13 protein-coding genes are annotated in these 17,608 nt (G+C 69.8%); 7 read left to right on the top strand and 6 right to left on the bottom strand.

The genetic code is table 11. The features are described from left to right. The first annotated feature begins 85 nt into the window (after window positions 1-85). Together ACRSBM_RS21560 and ACRSBM_RS21555 are read left to right on the top strand one after the other, a co-directional pair. Window positions 86-2,203, top strand: coding sequence for a discoidin domain-containing protein (locus ACRSBM_RS21560; protein WP_434445431.1), 2,118 nt, complete (start codon window positions 86-88; stop codon window positions 2,201-2,203). 710 nt (window positions 2,204-2,913) lie between these two features. Beyond that, window positions 2,914-4,329 carry a hypothetical protein gene (locus tag ACRSBM_RS21555; protein WP_434445430.1) on the top strand — a complete coding sequence of 472 codons (1,416 nt, stop codon included), beginning with the start codon at window positions 2,914-2,916 and terminating at the stop codon, window positions 4,327-4,329. A 134-nt stretch (window positions 4,330-4,463) separates the two neighbouring features. Here the strand turns inward: ACRSBM_RS21555 and ACRSBM_RS21550 are convergent, their stop codons facing one another. The 4 genes from ACRSBM_RS21550 to ACRSBM_RS21535 are packed head-to-tail and all read right to left on the bottom strand — an operon-like array spanning window position 4,464 to window position 10,022. Next, window positions 4,464-4,907, bottom strand: a complete 444-nt coding sequence (locus tag ACRSBM_RS21550) for a hypothetical protein (protein WP_434445429.1) — start codon at window positions 4,905-4,907, stop codon at window positions 4,464-4,466. A gap of 42 nt (window positions 4,908-4,949) precedes the next feature. Then, window positions 4,950-5,408, bottom strand: a complete 459-nt coding sequence (locus tag ACRSBM_RS21545; protein WP_434445428.1) for a hypothetical protein — start codon at window positions 5,406-5,408, stop codon at window positions 4,950-4,952. Next, window positions 5,377-9,846 carry a hypothetical protein gene (locus tag ACRSBM_RS21540; protein WP_434445427.1) on the bottom strand — a complete coding sequence of 1,490 codons (4,470 nt, stop codon included), beginning with the start codon at window positions 9,844-9,846 and terminating at the stop codon, window positions 5,377-5,379. The genes ACRSBM_RS21545 and ACRSBM_RS21540 overlap by 32 nt, the downstream gene beginning before the upstream one ends. Continuing rightward, entirely contained in the window at window positions 9,846-10,022 is a 177-nt protein-coding gene (locus ACRSBM_RS21535; protein WP_434445426.1) for a hypothetical protein, read from the bottom strand. Before ACRSBM_RS21535 ends, ACRSBM_RS21540 begins: the two co-directional genes overlap by 1 nt. Window positions 10,023-10,285: 263 nt before the next feature. Between ACRSBM_RS21535 and ACRSBM_RS21530 the strand changes: the two genes are divergently transcribed. After that, window positions 10,286-11,803, top strand: a complete 1,518-nt coding sequence (locus tag ACRSBM_RS21530) for an alpha/beta fold hydrolase (RefSeq protein ID WP_434445425.1) — start codon at window positions 10,286-10,288, stop codon at window positions 11,801-11,803. 122 nt (window positions 11,804-11,925) lie between these two features. Next, window positions 11,926-12,774 (top strand): endo alpha-1,4 polygalactosaminidase, encoded by an 849-nt coding sequence (locus ACRSBM_RS21525; RefSeq protein WP_434445424.1) that lies wholly within the window; start codon window positions 11,926-11,928, stop codon window positions 12,772-12,774. 100 nt (window positions 12,775-12,874) lie between these two features. On the opposite strand, the gene ACRSBM_RS21520 is transcribed toward ACRSBM_RS21525, so the two are convergent. Continuing rightward, window positions 12,875-13,618: an SGNH/GDSL hydrolase family protein gene (locus ACRSBM_RS21520; protein ID WP_434445423.1), complete on the bottom strand. Its 744-nt coding sequence runs from the start codon at window positions 13,616-13,618 to the stop codon at window positions 12,875-12,877. 113 nt (window positions 13,619-13,731) lie between these two features. Between ACRSBM_RS21520 and ACRSBM_RS21515 the strand changes: the two genes are divergently transcribed. The 3 genes from ACRSBM_RS21515 to ACRSBM_RS21505 are packed head-to-tail and all read left to right on the top strand — an operon-like array spanning window position 13,732 to window position 16,285. Next, window positions 13,732-14,406, top strand: coding sequence for a response regulator (locus ACRSBM_RS21515; RefSeq protein ID WP_434445422.1), 675 nt, complete (start codon window positions 13,732-13,734; stop codon window positions 14,404-14,406). Continuing rightward, window positions 14,403-15,815 carry an ATP-binding protein gene (locus ACRSBM_RS21510; protein ID WP_434445421.1) on the top strand — a complete coding sequence of 471 codons (1,413 nt, stop codon included), beginning with the start codon at window positions 14,403-14,405 and terminating at the stop codon, window positions 15,813-15,815. Before ACRSBM_RS21515 ends, ACRSBM_RS21510 begins: the two co-directional genes overlap by 4 nt. Next, window positions 15,812-16,285, top strand: coding sequence for a hypothetical protein (locus tag ACRSBM_RS21505; protein ID WP_434445420.1), 474 nt, complete (start codon window positions 15,812-15,814; stop codon window positions 16,283-16,285). Before ACRSBM_RS21510 ends, ACRSBM_RS21505 begins: the two co-directional genes overlap by 4 nt. Window positions 16,286-16,293: 8 nt before the next feature. Here the strand turns inward: ACRSBM_RS21505 and ACRSBM_RS21500 are convergent, their stop codons facing one another. Continuing rightward, the gene (locus tag ACRSBM_RS21500; RefSeq protein WP_434445419.1) at window positions 16,294-17,496 is read right to left on the bottom strand and encodes an acyltransferase family protein; all 1,203 of its coding nucleotides are present in this window, start codon (window positions 17,494-17,496) and stop codon (window positions 16,294-16,296) included. Between the last annotated feature and the right edge of the window lie 112 nt (window positions 17,497-17,608).

Raw genomic sequence — 17,608 nt, 5'->3', positions numbered from 1 at the left:
CGTGGTGTGTTCGTAACATTCGCCGCCAGGGTTGTGAGAGCGCTCTCCCGCATTTCACCCCTCACCCGACCCTGCAGGAGACGCAATGTTCCGCCTCCGCTCCGTCAGCACGGTGGTCGCCGTGCTAGTGGGACTCGCAGTGTTGCCGGGCACGGTCAGCGCCGCGCCCGCACTGCTGTCCCAAGGCAAGCCCGTCACCGCGTCGTCCACCGAAGGTGACGGCACCCCTGCCGCCGCGGCCGTCGACGGCGACGGCGGTACCCGCTGGTCCAGCGCGTGGAGCGACCCGCAGTGGCTGCGGGTCGACCTCGGCGCGACCTCGACCGTGACACGGGTCGAGCTCGACTGGGAGTCCGCCTACGCCACGGCGTTCGAGATCCAGGTCTCCGCCAACGGCGACTCCTGGACGTCGGTCCGCTCCGTCACCGGTGGCACCGGTGGCAGGCAGGGCTTCGACGTGACCGGCACCGGCCGGTACGTCCGCGTCCACTCGACCCAGCGCGCCACCGGCTACGGCATCTCGCTGTGGGAGTTCCGGGTCTACGGCGAACAGGGTTCGAACCCGCAGCCCGGCGCCGGCGTGCACGTGACCGGTTCGCAGGGCAACTGGCAGCTCACCGTCGACGGTCAGCCGTGGACCGTGAAGGGTCTGACCTGGGGTCCGCCCGCGGCTGACGCGGCGCGGTACATGCCCGAGCTGAAGTCCATGGGTGTCAACACGTTGCGCACGTGGGGCACGGACGGCTCGACTCTGCCGTTGCTCGACGCCGCGGCGGCGAACGGCCTGCGTGTGATCAACGGGTTCTGGTTGCAGCCCGGTGGCGGCCCCGGTTCCGGCGGATGCGTGAACTACGTGACCGACGGACAGTACAAACTGGACATGCTGAACACGATCCGGCAGTGGGTCACCGCCTACAAGGACCACCCCGGCGTGCTCATGTGGAACGTCGGCAACGAGTCGATCCTCGGTCTGCAGAACTGCTACTCCGGCACCGAGCTGGAGAACCAGCGCGTCGCCTACGCGAAGTACATCAACGAGGCGGCGCAGGCGATCCACGCGATCGACACGAACCACCCGGTGACGAACACGGACGCGTGGACCGGTGCGTGGGTCTACCTGAAGGAGCACACGCCCGACCTCGACCTGTACTCCGTGAACTCCTACGGCAACGTCTGCAAGGTCCGCCAGGACTGGATTGACGGCGGCTACACCAAGCCGTACATCCTCACCGAAGCCGGCCCCGCCGGTGAGTGGGAGGTGCCCAACGACGCCAACGGCGTTCCCACGGAGCCGACCGACGTGCAGAAGCGCGACGGGTACACGCAGGCGTGGGACTGCATCACCGCCCACCGGGGAGTGTCCTTCGGCGGCACCTTGTTCCACTACGGCACCGAGTACGACTTCGGCGCGGTCTGGTTCAACCTGACCCCGGCGGGCAAGAAGCGGCTGTCGTTCTACGCGGTGCAGCGGGCGTTCGGCGGCGCCGCTCCGGCCAACACCCCGCCGGTGATCTCGGCGATGAACCTGCCCCAGACCATCGCGGCCGGCGCCCCGCTGAGCATCGACGTGGCGGCGTCCGACCCCAACGGCGACGCCATCTCGTGGTCGGCGGCGTTCAACAGCAAGTACATCGACAACAGCGGCGGACTGGCCGCGGCTCCGGTGCAGGTCGCCGGCAACCGGCTCACCGTCACCGCACCCGACCGGCTCGGCGTGTGGAAGGTCTACGTGATGGCCGAGGACGGCCGCGGCAACATCGGCATCGAGACGAAGTCGGTCCGAGTCGTGGCACCGCAACCGTCCGGCACGAACGTGGCCCTGAACAGACCCACCACGGCGTCGTCGTACCAGCAGGTCGGCGACGGCGCCCCGTACCCGCCGTCCAACGCGGTCGACGGCAACGCGGGCTCACGCTGGGCCACCGACTGGTCCGACCCGCAGTGGATCAGGGTCGACCTCGGCGCGGTGACCACCTTCCAGCACGTCCAGCTGGTGTGGGAAGGCGCGTACGGCCGCGCCTACGACATCCAGGTGTCCGACGACGGCACCAACTGGCGCACGGTCTACGGCACGACCACCGGCAACGGCGGTGTGGATTCGATCGACGTGACCGCGACCGGCCGATACGTGCGGCTGCACGCCACCCAGCGCGGCACCGGGTGGGGTTACTCGCTGTTCGAGTTGGGCGTCTACCGCCGCTGACGCCGACATGAGGCAGACGGCCGGGGAGTCTGGACTCTCCGGCCGTTGTGCTGCGTGGCCATCGCCGGCCGAACCCGGGCTTGGGCTGGCCGCTGTGGTGTCTCCCGGCCCGTGGGTCTGCGTGATCTGCCTTCCGCAGCCCTGCCGGAACACGCTGCTCGCCGGTGAGCCGCCGGCTTGAGCACCCAGCCCAGAATGGACCGCCTCTGCCGGCACATTTCCCGGCCCGCGGAAGTCCGTCACAACAGTTCACTCCTATAGGACGTATAGGACGTATAGGACAACCTTGACAGGACCGTGCGGTACCGGCCGGGCTCGCGGCTTCGCACCACGTCGGACGTGCTGTTAATGCCTGTTCGTGACGCGGTCATCCGATCATGCGTCCCCTGTCGGAGCCGACTTCCCCTTTCAGGTGGCCAATTGCGTGGCTGCAGGCGTAACGGACGTCGCCCGTTCAGTTAGCGCCCCATCGGCAGGTTTTTCGACCTTGGACGCGGTTACTCCAGATGGCGGAGTCAGGGTGGTCTGCTGGGAAGGGGGTGTTTTTACGCAGATCATCTGCTCGATGGTCGGCGGCAAGATCGCGCACTGTTCGGCCGCGTGTGGTCTCGCCGTCAGAAGGCGCTTCGTATGAACGTGGTTCAGCGGTCACGCCTCTGAAATCCGAGCCGACTCCACGTTTGCAAAGTTGTCGTCGAGAAAGGAAGACCATGCGCAAGAAAGTCAAGAGCGGCCTCCTGGCTGCGTTCATGGCAGGTGGCCTGGTCCTGACAGGCGGATCGAACGCAAGTGCCGACATCGGCGCGTTCCATCCGTTCCACTACGGTGGCGAGGACGATCTCTCGATCCAGGAGATGATCGATCAGCACGCCGCGGCATGGGCCGCGGCAGGCGATGGTGGGTCGTCCGGCGAGGGCGGCGACGCGAGCAGCAGCAACATCGCGGTGTCCGGCGACTCGGGCGACTCCGGCGACTCGGATGACTGGGACGACTACGGCGACTCGGATGACTCCGGCGACTCGGATGACTGGGACGACTACGGCGACTCGGATGACTCCGGTGACACGTCTACCGGTGACACTGGTGACGCCATCAACATCAGCTCCACCAACGGTGGTGACACCGGCGATGGCGGCGATGGCGGCGATGCCCACGCAACGGCTGCGAACTGGACTGCAGTCGGCTCGGACGACGAAGACGACTATGTCGCGCATGACGACGCCGACGATGATGGCAAGGGCAACGGCCACCACGACGGCAACGGCAACGGTCACCACAACGGCAACGGTCACCACAACGGTGACGGCCACGACGATGTCGATGTCGACGTCGACGTCGATGTCGACGCTGAGGCAGAGGCGTCGGCCGAGGGCGGCGATGGTGCGTCGTCCGACGAGGGCGGCGACGCGAGCAGTGAGAACATCGCGGTGTCCGGCGATTCGGGCGATTCTGGTGATTCCGGCGACACCGGGCACAACTCTTCTTGGGTGCTGTGTGTCCAGTCTTACTGTGCGACTGGTACGGGTTCCGGTGATTCCGGCGACACGTCCACTGGTGACACTGGTGACGCCATCAACGTGAGCTCCACCAATGGTGGCGACAGCGGCGAGGGCGGCGATGGTGGCGACGCGCACGCCACGGCAGAAAACTCGGCGGCAGTCGAAGAAGACGGCTATGACGCGCACCATGACGCCGAATATGATGGCAATGGCCACCACAACGGTAATGGCCACCACAATGGCAACGGTCACGACGACGGCAATGGTCACGACGACGTTGACGTCGATGTCGACGCTGACGCCGATGCCGAGGCATCGGCCGAGGGCGGCGATGGTGCGTCTTCCGGTGAAGGCGGCGACGCGAGCAGTGAGAACATCGCGGTGTCCGGCGATTCGGGCGATTCTGGTGATTCCGGCGACACCGGGCACAACTCTTCTTGGGTGCTGTGTGTCCAGTCTTACTGTGCGACTGGTACGGGTTCCGGTGATTCCGGCGACACGACCACTGGTGACACCGGCGATGCTGTTAACGCCAGCTGGACCGACGGTGGCTACACCGGCGATGGCGGCGATGGTGGCGACGCGGAGGCGTATGCGGCGAACGCGAACGAGCTGGAAATCGACTAACAACTATTTGTTCGGCTGATCAGGTGCGGAGCGGGCGGGGTCGTCGCCTCCGGCCCCGCCCGCTTCCGCGGACAACGTGATGAGCGGCCTCCCCTGGTCCGTTCGGCCGCGATCAGCACCTCGAGACCGAACGCTCAGGCGTTGGCGCCGGCGAGTCCCTTCCGGAACCACTCCGGCATCTGGTCGTCGGCCCGCGGGAACCACTTCTGCTCGGTGGCGAAGTTCTCCGGGGACGGCGCGGCGTCGAACTTGGGCGCCTCGTCGCGGTTGTAGCGGATGGTGAACTTGCCGGGCGGGTCGAGGATGTACTCGAACTCGATCCAGGAGCCGAGACCTTCGGAGTACATGCCCTTGCGCAGCTGCTGGAACTTCCGCCACACCTCCGGCGGGAACGACCAGCCGCGCACGGAACCGTCCGTCATCTTCACGCCCGTGTCCGCCTCGCTGTGCGGGCCGATCATCTTGGCGCGCAGCACCACACGCGACCACCCCTGCGGCAGGGTCGGCAGGATCTCCTGGGTGATCTCCGCGAGCTTCTCCTGCTGCTCGATCGGGCTGAGCGCCGGCCAGTTCCCCATGGTTTGTCGCTTCCTCTTAGATCGCGGTCGGGCCCGGCCAGCCTACTGATCGGCCAGGCTCGCCTCGTGCGCGCGCTGCAGCTCGAGCGCGCGCTCGACGGTTTCCCGCAGCCAGTCCGGCACGTGCTCGGCCGCGCGCGGGAACGCCTCCAGATCGCGCACGAACATCATCGGGTGCAGCTGCGGCGACCACCGCGGGTTCTCGTCGAAGTTGAACGTCACCTCGGGCTCGGCTCCGCGGTGCAGCACGAACCGCGCCGACAGCCACGTGCCGCGGTCCTCCTCGTACATTTCCTCGCGGAGCTCCTGCAGCTGGTCGGTGACCTCCGCGAGCCGCACCTCGCCCGCGAACCGGCCCTGGGCGTCCTGCGCCGACGCGGCGAGCTCGTACGACAGGACGTTCGCCCAGACGTCCAGGGTGACGCGGTTCCACCCGACCGGGGCGCCCGCCTCCAGCAGCGTGCAGATCTCAGCGATTCTTGTATGCGGTTTGGGGTCCATAGTTCACCTCCGGCCGGTTCGGGAAGACACGTTCCTTGGTCACCACGTTCTCCACGACCGGCTTGTTGTCCGGGCCGAGCTGGACGCTACCGTCCGCGTTGCGCGCGTACGTGACCTCCTGCCAGCGCATGGTCACCTCGGTCGGCACGCCGTCCGCCTCACGGGTCGCCCGCACCTGGTAGTTCTGGATGTCCTGGTGGTCCTGTCGGGAGAACTCGACGAGCTCGTTCTCCTTGGCGCGCCACGACGGGTCGTGGAACCAGCCGTCGCGCGCGTTGCCGGAGTTGGACGCCGCCATCTGCCCGTGCATGTTGAGGTACTCGCCGAAGCCGCCGAGCTCGTTGGCCAGCAGGTGGCCACCGGCCCACTTGACGCGGGAGTTGTCCACCTCTTGGGGCGTGAGCGTGCGGTCGCCCGGGTTGCTCGGGTACGCGGCCTCACCTTCCTGGTAGGCGCGCTGCTGAGCACCCTTGCCCGCGTCGTCGTCGCGGTAGTTCTTGTTCTGGCCGCCTGCCTCGACGTCGCCGGTCATCGAGTCGGTCTGACCGTGCTGGTCCGTGTGGAAGGCCAGCATCTTCTCGTTGTTGTGGTAGTTCGGCACCTGGTACTTGGCGTCCGGCAGCAACGGGTGGCTGAGGTCGGGGTTGAACCCGGACCACTTGCCCTTGCCCTCGATAAACATGTCCTGCCGGCCCGGCGTGGCCTCGACCCACTTGACGTTCCCGTCGCCGTCGGTGATGAACGTCGTGCGCGTGCCGTTCTCGTTCTTGACCGGGTACTCGGTCCACGGCTCCAACGGCTGGTGGTCCTTGAGCGGCACGGGAACCCGGTCGGGGTTCTCGATCGGCTGCAGCTTTTCCGGCTCGCTGTTGCCGTCCGGCACGGTCTCGCGGTCGCGGTGCGGTGCCGTGATCTCCTCGTGCCGGTTGAGTGGCCGCGGCGGAGCGTCCGGGTTGTTCGGGTCGATCGGCTGGTGCGTCGGCCGGTCGAAGTCGACGAACCGCTCGTTGAACGCCGGGTCGTCCGGCGGGATGATCCGATCCTTCGGCGGCGGCGTGTACTCGGGGTCCGCGGTCGGATCGTTGTCCTGGTTCTGCGCCGAGTTCTCCGGGTCGTCGCCGTCGCCGCGGTCCCTGGCGTCGGCGCCGTCGGTGTCCCGGTCGCTGCCGGGCGCGTAGCCGTCGTCGCCGGCACTGGTCCTGGAACCGTCCGGGTGGTGCGTCTCCCACTCGCCGTTCGGCGGGATCTTGGGCGTGCGCGTGCCGTCCGGCCCGATCTCCGGGTCACTGGCGAAGACCCGCCCGCTGCTGTCCGTCCACGCGGGCTTGTTCGGCGCCACGACCGGCGCGTCGAGGTGGTGGGACAGCTGCTGCGCGAAGTCGTTGCTGCCCGCGTCGCACCCGATCAGGCGAACAGGCCTGCTGCCGTCGTAGCCGGAGTTGCGCAGCATGTCCGCGTACTCGGCGGGCGTGTAGTCGTGCCCGCCGATGCGAGCCCGGCCGTCCGGCGTGACGTGCACGTCGGCGGTGAAGAACCGCGGGTCGTCCGGGACGCGGTGGGGCAGGTCGCCCATGTCGGGGTCGCCACCGTGGTGCGACACACCGGCGGGCGTCTGCTCGGCGTGGCGCTCGTGGGCCTGCTCCGGTGTCGGCCGCTCGTCCGCGTGCGGGTTGTCGCCGTCCGGGCGGTTGTCCGTGTCGTGGTTGCCTGGGGCGTCGGGGTCGCGGTGGGGGCCGTCGGGGCCGTGTCCGGGGGTGTCAGGGTGGGTGCCGTCCGGACGGGTGCTGTCCGGGCGTGATGTTTCGGGCCGCGAGCTGTCGGGCCGCGAGCTGTCGGGCCGCGAGCTGTCGGGCCGCGAGCTGTCGGGCCGCGAGCTGTCGGGTCGGGTGCTGTCGGGTCGGGTGCCGTCTGGACGTGACGTGTCGGGTCGTGAGCCGTCAGGCCGGTTGTGCGGCTGGCCGGGTGCGTCGGGACGCTGGCCGGGGTGCATGGCGGGGCCGTCGGCACCGCGCGGACGGGCACCGTCGGGCTGGTGGGCGTCCGGGCGGTGGTGGGGCGCGGGGGAGTCCGGCCTGGTGGGGCCGCCGGGGTGCCCGCCGGGCGCGTCGGTGCGGGGCCGGGAGGCGTCCGGCCGGGGGCCGTCGGGACGCGAGCCCGGTCCGTCCGGGCGCGAGCCTGGTCCGTCGGGCCTCATGCCGGGCGCGTCGGGACGTCCGCCGGGGCCGTGACCACTCGGGCCGTGCGGGCTCGGGCTGTGCGGGCCCGGGCCGCCGGCGTGCGGAGCGCCCGGACCGTTGGGGTGGGGTGAGAAGCCGGGCTGCTGCGTCGTGTGCGGGGTACTGGGTGTGTTCGGCGTGTTCGGGCTGGTGTGCGGGGCGGAGGGGCCGTCCGCGTGGGTCGGCGAGGTCGTCGACTGTGGACGTGTGGGCGCGTCCGTGCGGCCTGACGGTGACGTGGTCCCGGGACCGCCGTGTGACCCGTCGGGCGAGTGCGGAGCACCGCCGCCAGGGCCGCCATGCGGCGCCGATGGCGCGCTCGGGTTGTGGGGTGCGCCGGGAGCCGACGGCGCGTGGGGTGCGCCGGGTCCGCCATGGGGTGCGCCGGGTCCGCCATGGGGTGCGCCGGGTCCGCCGTGTGGCGCGTTGGGCGCGGACGGTGCGGTGGGGTTGTGAGGCGCGCCGGGTCCGCCGTGTGGCGGGTTGGGCGCGGACGGTGCGGTGGGGTTGTGGGGTGCGCCAGGGCCGCTGTGCGGTGCGTTCGGGCCGTACGGCGTGTTGGGCGTTGAAGGTGCGCTGGGCGCGCCGTGTGGTGCGTTCGGGGAGCCGGACGGGCCGAAGCTCGGCTGAGACGGGGCCGATGGGCGGGCCGACGAGGGGGTCATGTCCGGGGTGCGCTGGGAGGGCATGCCCGAGCCCAGGTCACCGCGTGCACCGGGTGTGCCGGTCCAGGCTCCGCCGGAACCCGGACGCGCGCCGCCACCCGATGACGGGCTGCCCGCGGGTCCTCCTGCGGGACTTCCTGCGGGGCCGCCCATCGGACCCTGCTGCGGAGTGGTCGACGAGCCGGCCGGCGGGCCGCCGTCGCGCGGTGCGGACGGGGCGTGCTGCGACGGGGCCTCCGGGGCCGTGACGCCTGCCTGGTTGGTCTGGCCGGTGTTGCGCGGGGTCGCCGGGGCGTCCGGAGACGACGCCGGTCCGTGGGTGCCCGGTGCCGCCGGGCCGCCTGACGGGCCGCCTGACGGGCCGCCGGTCGACGGGGAACCCGGCGACGGGGCGTTCGTCGGGCTCGGCCCGTCCGGGCTCGGTGACGACGAAGGCGAAGGACCGTTCGCCGAAGGTCCACTCGGCGACGAAGTCGAAGGTGACGGGGAGCCCGGAGAAGGCGAGCTCGGCGACGGTGACGTCGGGCTCGGACTGTCCGGAGAGGACGGTGAAGCCGGCGAGGACGGCGAGGACTGTGAGGACGGTGAGGAGGGTGAGCTCGGTGGGGCGGAAGGCGACGACGTCGTTGGCGTGTCAGGGGAAGACGTGGACGAGGGCGAGCCGCTGGTGTTCGTGGTGCTCGCGTTCGGCAGGTCCGGCGTGTTGGTGGACTGGAAGAGGCCGCCGGGCTTGATGGACTTCGTCGAGATCACGTCCAGGCCGGTGACCTTGCCGACGAGCTTGCCCACGACCTTCATGATCTTGGTGAAGCACTCGACGATCTTCCCCAGCATCGGGGAGACCTTCTTGATGGTCTTGATCAGCTTCTGGATGAGCTCACCGATGCGGGCGGCCCACTTGGAGATCGCGGTGACGGCCTGCGCGACGATCACGGGCGTGCCGAAGCCGAGCGTGAAGACGGCTTCCAGGACCCAGGTGATGAGCTTCGCGACGAGGTCGGCGATCAGGTCGCGGACCAGCTCGCGGACGAAACCGACGACCATGCCCATGATGCCGACCACGGTGCCGACGGAACCGGCGGTCGACGCGGCGCCGGCGAGTGCGTCACCCTGGGCGCCCGCGGCGGCCCGGTACGCGTCCGCGGCAGCGCCCTGCCACTGGGCGGTGCCCTGCTGAACGGCCTGCTGGTACTCCTGCGACACCTTGCCGAGCTCCTCGGAGACCTTGTTCCAGGTCGCCGAGTACGACTCGATCACCGGCGGGTCGCCGGCCAGCCAGTCCAGCGCCTCCTTGAGCGGCTGCATGTGTTCCATCAGGAACGACGCCGCGGAGGACAACAGCGTGCCGAACGGGTCGATCGCCATCGACGCGGCGTCCGCGACCAGGCCGACCATACCCAGACCGGCCTCGACCCAGTTGCCGTCCTTGATGCCGTTGAACGTGTCCATCGCGGACTCGGCGATCGAGATGCCCGTCGCCCAGCCGTTGTCGCCGGTGCCGGCGTTCATGAACCCCGACGGCTCGGCGTCGGGCTGGACCACCAGAGGGTTCGACATCACTTGCCTCCGAAGGTCTTGACGTGCGCGTCGGCCACGATGCCGGATCGGACGACCGCCCGCTGATCATCGCGCCGGGCGCGGATGGCCGCGGGCTGACGGCGCTCGGCCCGTTCGCGCACGTCACGATCCCAGTCGGAGACCATCTGCTCCGAACAGGCGATGTCCTTGGGCACCGTGCCGACCTTCCCCAGAACGCAGCGGTACGTACTCGTTCCACAGGATGACGCAGCGCTGAGCGACCCGGTTCCAGTCGGTCCCCAAATGGTCCACAAGGAGTAGTGGAGCTACTCCGATATGGGCATCTGTTCCTCCGGCGAAGATCCTCACGAGAGGTTCCGGCCTCGCGACAGAACCGGGACGTGGTTCGGACCGAACCGGCACGCCCTCCGCATAGACAGAACGCCGACAGCGTTCACCGTCTGACTGGAGGACGAAGATGATCCGTCACCGACGAGCGGCGGCACTGGTCGCGTTGGTGCTGACCGCGAGCGGCCTGGGTGCCGTGTCCGCGGTCTCGGCCGAGTCCGCGGAACTGCGTGAGGTGTACGGGCAGGAAGTCCGGTGGAGCCCGTGCGACTTCGATCCCGGGGTGGCGTGCGCGACGGTCGAAGTTCCGTTGGACTACGGCGATCCCGCCGGGAAACGCATCTCGATCGCGATCAGCAGGCAGGCGGCCACGGATCCCGCCAGGCGCCGGGGCGTGCTGCTGGCGAACCCCGGCGGTCCCGGCGGGTCGGGCCTGGTCGCGTCCGGGGCCGACGGGAAGAGCGTCTCCTGGCCGAAGCAGAGGTTCGCCGGCACGCCGCTGAGCCGGTACTACGACCTGATCGGGTTCGACCCGCGCGGGGTCGGCAGGTCCACGCCGTTGTCCTGCGAGGAGCCCGAAGTTCCCCGTCCGCTGAGCTCCCGTCCGACCGAGGCGGACTTCGCGGCGGCGGTGCGGTGGGCCGAACAGGCCGAAGCGGGGTGTGAGAAGGCCGGTGGCGCGTTGCGGCGGCACGTCAACACGCGCGACACCGCGCGGGACATGGACGTGATCCGCGCCGTCCTGCACGAGGACAAGGTCAACTACATCGGGTACTCGTACGGCACCTATCTGGGCGCGGTGTACGGCTCGATGTTCCCGCGCCATCTCGGCCGCAGCGTGCTCGACTCCGCCGTTCACGGTCACATGGACTGGCGGCGAACCGACATGGGCAGCGCGGTGGCCGCCAAGCGCAACGTGGAGCAGTGGGCGGACTGGGCGGCCCGGCGCGACGGGCGGTTCGGGCTGGGTGCGTCGCAGGCCGGCGTGCTGGCCACCGTCGAGGCGGTCTCCGCGGCGTTGCCGGACCGGCCCGAGCAGTTCGGCAGCCAGCGGACCCGGTTCGACAAGGAGATGGGCTTCCTGTCGAGCCTGCGCCCGGACTGGGAGCGGCTGGCCGGCCTCGTGCGCACGACGAGGGACACCGGCGAGTTTCCCCAGCCGATCCCTCCGGCAGGCGGCTCCGGCACCGCGGTGGTCACCGGTTACCTGCCGGTCAACCAGACGATCCACTGCGAGACGGACTGGCCCGCGGACCTCGACGTCTACCGGCGGGACGTGGCGTTGTTCGGCGAGAAGTACCCGTACGGCTCAGGTGCGTCCGTCGCGCTGCCGGATCCCTGCACCTTCCGCTCCTTCACTCCCAAGGAGGAAGCGACCCGGCTCGAACGGGACGGCTACCCGGCCGGCCTGGTGGTGCAGGCCGAGGGCGACATCCAGACCGAGTACTCCGGAGGTGTCGAGATGGCGAAGGTGCTCGGGCACCGGCTGATCACCGTGGCGGACGACGGCAACCACGGCCAGTACGCGCGACGGAACAACAGCTGCGTCGACGACGCGGTCACCCGTTACCTGCTCGACGGCGCGCTGCCCGGTTCGGACCTCACCTGCCCGGGACAGCACCGGCCGGACGTCCCGGTCACGAACTGAGCGGTCCCCGGGCGGGGCTGGACAGGCCGTTCGCCGCGTCCGTCTCAAATGGACGGACTAGCCACCTGCCGTCGATCACGGCAGAGTTGTCGAACCAAACGATCGAGGAGCATGACTGCATCATGACCCGTTCACGACTCTTACTGAGCGCCGCGCTGGCCGTGACGGCAGCGACGGCGTTAGCAGCCGGGCCGCTGACGACGTCCAGCCAGGCGGAAGACGCCGGTGCCACCGCCGCGGTGCGGTTGCCGCCGACCTCCGGGGTGCTCGACTACCAGCTGGGTGCGGCGTACACGCCGCCGAGCGATGTCACCCTGGTGACCCGCGACAGCACCGCGTCTCCGGAGCCCGGGAAGTACAACATCTGTTATGTCAACGGTTTCCAGACGCAGCCGGGCGAAAGCGCGTACTGGCGCGATCACCGCGGTCACCTGCTGGTGCAGGACGCGAGCGGCAACCCGGTGATCGATCCGGGCTGGCCGAAGGAGTATCTGCTGGACACCTCGACGCAGGCCAAGCGCACCGAACTGGCCTCGATCATCGGGGCGGTCATCGATCGGTGCGCGGACAAGGGCTTCCAGGCCGTCGAGATCGACAACCTCGACTCGTACCTGCGTGCGCGGGGCAAGCTGACGGTGAACCACAACCTGGCGTTCGCGTCGCTGCTGAAGACGCGTGCGCACGACCGGGGCCTCGCCATCGGGCAGAAGAACGCCGCCGAGGAGTCCGCTCGTGCTCGCGGCGAAGTCGGCTTCGACTTCGCCGTCTCCGAAGAGTGCCACGCGTGGGACGAGTGTGCGGCCTACAGCGACGTGTACGGCGGGCACGTCATGAACATCGAGTACGACGGTGAGCTGCGCGGCACGTTCGAGGACGTGTGCGACGACCCGCAGACGCCGGCCGTCACGACGTTGCGGGACAAGATGCTGGTCTCGCCGGAGGACGGCGGCTACGTGTTCGACCACTGCTGACAGCACACATGACACCTGGCAGGTTCCCGCGAGGAGAGCCTGCCAGGTGTGGAAGCTGCCGCACTTGCCGCCCGGCGCGTCTCCACGTCCCAGGACCAGGTCAGCAGCCCTTGAAGTGCTTGTCCGCCGACCAGCCGGTGTTGGCCCAGCTCTGCGGATCGGCCGGTGTGAAGCCGGGGTACAGCTTCGCCAGTTCGGTGAGCAGCCAGGAGGTGAAGCGCGCGGCACCCTGCGGACAGGTGTGGATGCCGTCCGCGCTGCGATCCGGTTTGCCGTCCCTGGTCTGCTCGTAGCTGCTGCCCCACACGACGCCGGCGTCGAGCAGGGTCGCCTGGCCGGAGGACGTCTGGGCGACCTCCCGCGCGACCTGCGGTGCGCGTTCGAGCTCAGCCATGTGCGGCTGGTAGAAGTCGTCGGGCCGGATCGGCGGCGCGGTCACGAACACCAGCTTCGCGCCGGTCCCCGTCACCGTCTGGAGCAGTTTCTCGTACCCTGCCCGCTGTTCCTGCTCGCTGCCCCAGTCGTAGGTCGTGAGCTGGTAGATCACCACCGGGGACTTCGCGGAGGTGATCTGCTCGGGCAGCTTCTGCCAGTTCTTGTCGGCGAACGGTCCGACGACGTTGCCACCGCCTTCGGCGGCGATCGACTGGAAGTCCACACCGCTCGCGCCGAAGGCGGCGGTCAGCGGCAACGCCTCACCGACGGCGATGGAGTCGCCGATGAAGAGCACTTCGGACAGTGGCATCCCGGCGGGCGCGTCGGTGGCGGGGGACCGGCCGGTGCAGGCGGTGGTGAGCAGGAGGAGGCCGGTCAGGCTGGACACGATGCGTCGTGACTTGGTCATGAACCCGACAGTGCCGCCCGGGCGTCCCGGTGAAGCCCGTGCTTTGTCGCGGTTGTGTCGCAGGCGAACACCGCCGTCGGCGATCAGGGCGGGTGTTGTCCATACTCGACGGCGTGGCGGCGATTCTGCTCATCGAGGATGATCCACTGGTCCGGCGTGGGCTCGAGCTCGCGTTGAGCAGGCACGGCCACAAGGTGCGCACCGCGGACACGGGGGAGGACGGGCTGCGCGAGTTCCGATCGTCCACTCCGGACCTGGTGGTGCTCGACCTGATGCTGCCGGGCATCGACGGCTTCGAGGTGTGCCGCCGCATCCGGGCGGAGGGTGAGGTGCCCGTGATCATGCTGACCGCGCGGGGCGACGACTTCGACGTCGTCAGCGGCCTGGCGGCGGGTGCGGACGACTACGTGGTCAAGCCTGCTCAGCCCACGGTGCTCGACGCGCGGATCCGGGCGGTGCTGCGCCGCAGCACGAGCGCCGCCGACGGTGTCCGGGTGCACGGCGACCTGCGGATCGACACCGCCGCGCTGACCGTCGCGGTGCGCGGTGCGGCCGTGGCGCTGACGCCGAGCGAGCTGCGGTTGCTGCTGACGCTGTCCCGTGCTCCGGGCAGGGTGTTCAGCAGGCAGCAGCTCTTGCAGGAGGTGTGGGAGCACGACTACCTCGGCGACTCCCGGCTGGTCGACAACTGCGTGCAGCGGTTGCGGGCGAAGATCGAGACCAGTCCTGCCGCCCCGGAGTACGTGCAGACCGTGCGCGGGTTCGGCTACCGGTTCGGGCCGGTATGAGCCGGTGGGTGTGGCCGCGTGGGCTGCGGCCCCGGCTGCTGGTGGCGTTCGTGCTGGTCACCGTGCTCGGTGCGGGAGCGGCCGCCTGGTCGGGCGCGGGGTCGGCGAGCAGTGCCCTCGTGACGTCGGCGCAGCAGCGGCTCACCGAGTCGGTCGCTGCCCAGATCGCCGCGGTCGCACCAGAACTGACCTTTCCTCCCGACCAGAGCGCCCTCGAACGGCTGCGAGCGGCTGTCGGCGCGGACACGCTGGTGGTCTACCAGGACCTGCGGTCAGCGGACGGTGCGGCCTCCGCGCTCGTCACCGACTCGCTGCGCGCCGCCGTCCGTGACCGGAAGCGATTGGTGGCCCAACGGATCACGGCGGACGGCAGGCCCTGGCTGCTGGTAGGCACTCCTGTCATGACCACCGCGCTGGACGGTGCCAGGACCCCGTCCGGGATCGAGGTGTACGCCGCGCGGGACCTCACCTCCGTCGAGGAGCAGATCGACGGCATGGCCAGGTCGGCGATCCTCACCGCCGCACTGGCGTTGCCGCTGGCGGTCGTGCTCGCGCTGCTGGCCGCGCGCAGTGTGCTGCGCCCGGTGCGGGATCTCCGCGACACCGCGCGCCAGCTCGCGGCGGGCGACCTCGAGGCGCGCTCGCAGCCGCAGGGCGCCGACGAGCTCGCCGACCTCACCGTCACGATCAACGAGATGGCCCGGTCGGTGCAGACGTCCATGGTCGCGATGGCGCGGATGCAGGCCGATGCCAGGAGGTTCGCCGCCGACGTCTCCCACGAGCTGCGCACGCCGCTGAGCACGTTGACGGCGGTGGTCGAGGTGCTGGCGATGACGGCCGACGGCATGGAGCCGGACGCCAGGGAGTCGGCGGAACTGGCGATCACCGAGACCAGACGGCTGGTTCGGCTGGTGGAGGACCTGATGGAGGTGTCGCGGTTCGACGCGGGCACCGTCCAGCCGCGTGTGGAGGAGGTCGACGTGACCGGCGCGGTGCGGGACTGTCTGCGCGCCCGCGACTGGCTGGGCCTGGTCCAGCTGGTGGCCCCCGGCGCGGTGCCGGCGCGGCTGGACCGGCGCAGGTTGGACGTCATCGTGGCCAACCTGGTCGGCAACGCCCTGCGCCACGGGGGATCACCCGTGCGCGTCCAGGTGTCGGCGTCCGCCAAACAGGTGGGGGTCGCGGTCACGGACAACGGACCAGGCCTGCCGGAACACGTGTTGCCGCACGTGTTCGACCGTTTCTACAAGGCGGACGCCGCCCGGACCCGCACCCCTGGCAGTGGTCTCGGCCTGGCGATCGCGCTGGAGAACGCCCGTCTGCACGGCGGCACGATCACGGCGGAGAACGTCGATGGCGGCGGGGCTCGGTTCGTCCTGCTGCTGCCACGGGAGGTGGAGGCCAGGTGAAGCGGATCTGGCCGGTGGCGGTGCTGCTGCTGGTAGCAGGGTGTGGAGTGCAACCGTCCGGAGTGGACGACGGCGGAGAGGCACCCACCGGCGTGGCACCGGGAGTCACCCTCTACTTCGTCGACGAGCGCGGTGAGCTCCAGCCGCAGCTGCGCGACACGGGCCGGCTCGGCACCGTCTCCGAGGCGCTGACGTTGTTGTTGCTCGGGCCCGGCGGTTCGAAGCTGCGCACGGAGATCGCACCTTCCACGACGCCGCGAGTGGGGGTGACGACCACGCCGGACGTGATCCAGTTGATGATGCCGTTGACGGCCGACGACGTGACACCGCGGGGAATCGGCCAGATCGTGTGCACGACGCTGGGGGTCCACGTGCAAAGCGGCGGCGCACGGGACATGAAGGTGCGGGTCCGCTTCGTCCAGGACAGCCCGGAGTCCGATGTGGAGCGGACCTGCCCGTTGATCAGGTGATCGGGTGGTCAGCCCAGCCGGGTGATGTCGACCGAGGGCGCGGCCGGAGCGGGCAACAGCAGCCACAGCAGCGCGAGACCGATCATCACCGCCGTGAACGCGATCACGCCCCGACGTCCCCGCGCCCACGTGGCGCGGAACCGGATGGGGTCCTCGACCAGGTACTTCGACACGGCGGCCAACCCGACCGACACCACGCAGGCCACCGCGGCCCAGGCCCAGCCGCGTTCCGGCTGGAACAACACGAACACCGGCCAGTGCCACAGGTACAGGCTGTAGGAGAGTTGCCCGAGCCACTGCAGTGGTTGCCAGGCAAGTGCTTTCGCGACCAGTGATCCCGGAGCCTGCGCGCACAGGGCGACCAGCAGCGCGGAGCACAGCGAGTGCGCGAACATCCCACCGGTGAACAACCACACCGAGTTGGCGCCGTCCGCGAGCACCCAGGCCGTCCCGATTCCGAGTGCCAGCAGCATCAGCACGGCACCGGCCCACCGGTCGGCGGCGCCGGCGAGCGCGTCCCGTACCGGCCCGGTGGCGGCCGCGGCACCGAGCAGCAGCGAGAAAGCCCTGGTGTCCGTGCCGGTGTACACCCTGGTGGTGTCGGCCGTGTCGAGCAGCAGGACCATCAACCCGAGTGAGAGCAACGAGACCAGCGCCGCGCTGACCGCGACCCGGTGCTCCACCCGCCGTCCCCACCGGGCCAGCACCACCAGGACCACCGGCCACACCAGGTAGAACTGCTCCTCGACCGCGATGCTCCACAGGTGCTCGAACACCCGCTCGGTGCCGAAGCGGTCCCAGTAACCGGCCGACTCGGCGAGCAGGTGCCAGTTCACCAGGTTCAGCTGCACCCACGGGCCGTCCCGGAGCGTCGTGCGCACCACGTCGTCCGGCGCGATCGCCCACACCACGACGGTGACAACGGTCAGCATCGTCATGAGCGCGGGCAACAGCCGACGGATCCTCCTGCCCCAGAAGGCCACCAACGACACGGTGCCGCTCTTGGCGATCTCCCGCAGCAGCAGGTCCGTGATGAGGTACCCGGACAACGCGAAGAACAGATCCACGCCGAGAAAGCCGCCCGGCACGAGGTTCCCGGCGTGGAACAGCACCACGCCGGCGATCGCGACCCCGCGCAACCCGTCCAGTGCGGGTAGATGGGGTCTGCGTGCGGTGGTGGGCAGGAAGGTCGTGGACCGAGGTTCCGTCATGGCGCCGACTGTGCTGCCGCCGTGTCGGGATGCTGTCGGCGTCACGTCGCAATCGTGTCGCGGCACGGCAGTGGTGTGGTGGGCGAGCGTCCAGTGTGGACGAGCTCTGACG

The sequence above is a fragment of the Lentzea xerophila genome (assembly GCF_051094245.1).
Classification (GTDB): domain Bacteria; phylum Actinomycetota; class Actinomycetes; order Mycobacteriales; family Pseudonocardiaceae; genus Lentzea; species Lentzea xerophila.
Note: the sequence above shows the minus strand (reverse complement) of the source record. Positions and strands in the feature narration are given on the sequence as shown.

Excerpts from the sequence above, each read along its gene's own strand:
- ACRSBM_RS21560 (WP_434445431.1), top strand. The coding sequence starts at position 86 with ATGTTCCGCCTCCGCTCCGTCAGCACGGTGGTCGCCGTGCTAGTGGGA.
- ACRSBM_RS21555 (WP_434445430.1), top strand. The coding sequence starts at position 2,914 with ATGCGCAAGAAAGTCAAGAGCGGCCTCCTGGCTGCGTTCATGGCAGGT.
- ACRSBM_RS21550 (WP_434445429.1), bottom strand. The coding sequence starts at position 4,907 with ATGGGGAACTGGCCGGCGCTCAGCCCGATCGAGCAGCAGGAGAAGCTC.
- ACRSBM_RS21545 (WP_434445428.1), bottom strand. The coding sequence starts at position 5,408 with ATGGACCCCAAACCGCATACAAGAATCGCTGAGATCTGCACGCTGCTG.
- ACRSBM_RS21540 (WP_434445427.1), bottom strand. The coding sequence starts at position 9,846 with ATGTCGAACCCTCTGGTGGTCCAGCCCGACGCCGAGCCGTCGGGGTTC.
- ACRSBM_RS21530 (WP_434445425.1), top strand. The coding sequence starts at position 10,286 with ATGATCCGTCACCGACGAGCGGCGGCACTGGTCGCGTTGGTGCTGACC.
- ACRSBM_RS21525 (WP_434445424.1), top strand. The coding sequence starts at position 11,926 with ATGACCCGTTCACGACTCTTACTGAGCGCCGCGCTGGCCGTGACGGCA.
- ACRSBM_RS21520 (WP_434445423.1), bottom strand. The coding sequence starts at position 13,618 with ATGACCAAGTCACGACGCATCGTGTCCAGCCTGACCGGCCTCCTCCTG.
- ACRSBM_RS21510 (WP_434445421.1), top strand. The coding sequence starts at position 14,403 with ATGAGCCGGTGGGTGTGGCCGCGTGGGCTGCGGCCCCGGCTGCTGGTG.
- ACRSBM_RS21500 (WP_434445419.1), bottom strand. The coding sequence starts at position 17,496 with ATGACGGAACCTCGGTCCACGACCTTCCTGCCCACCACCGCACGCAGA.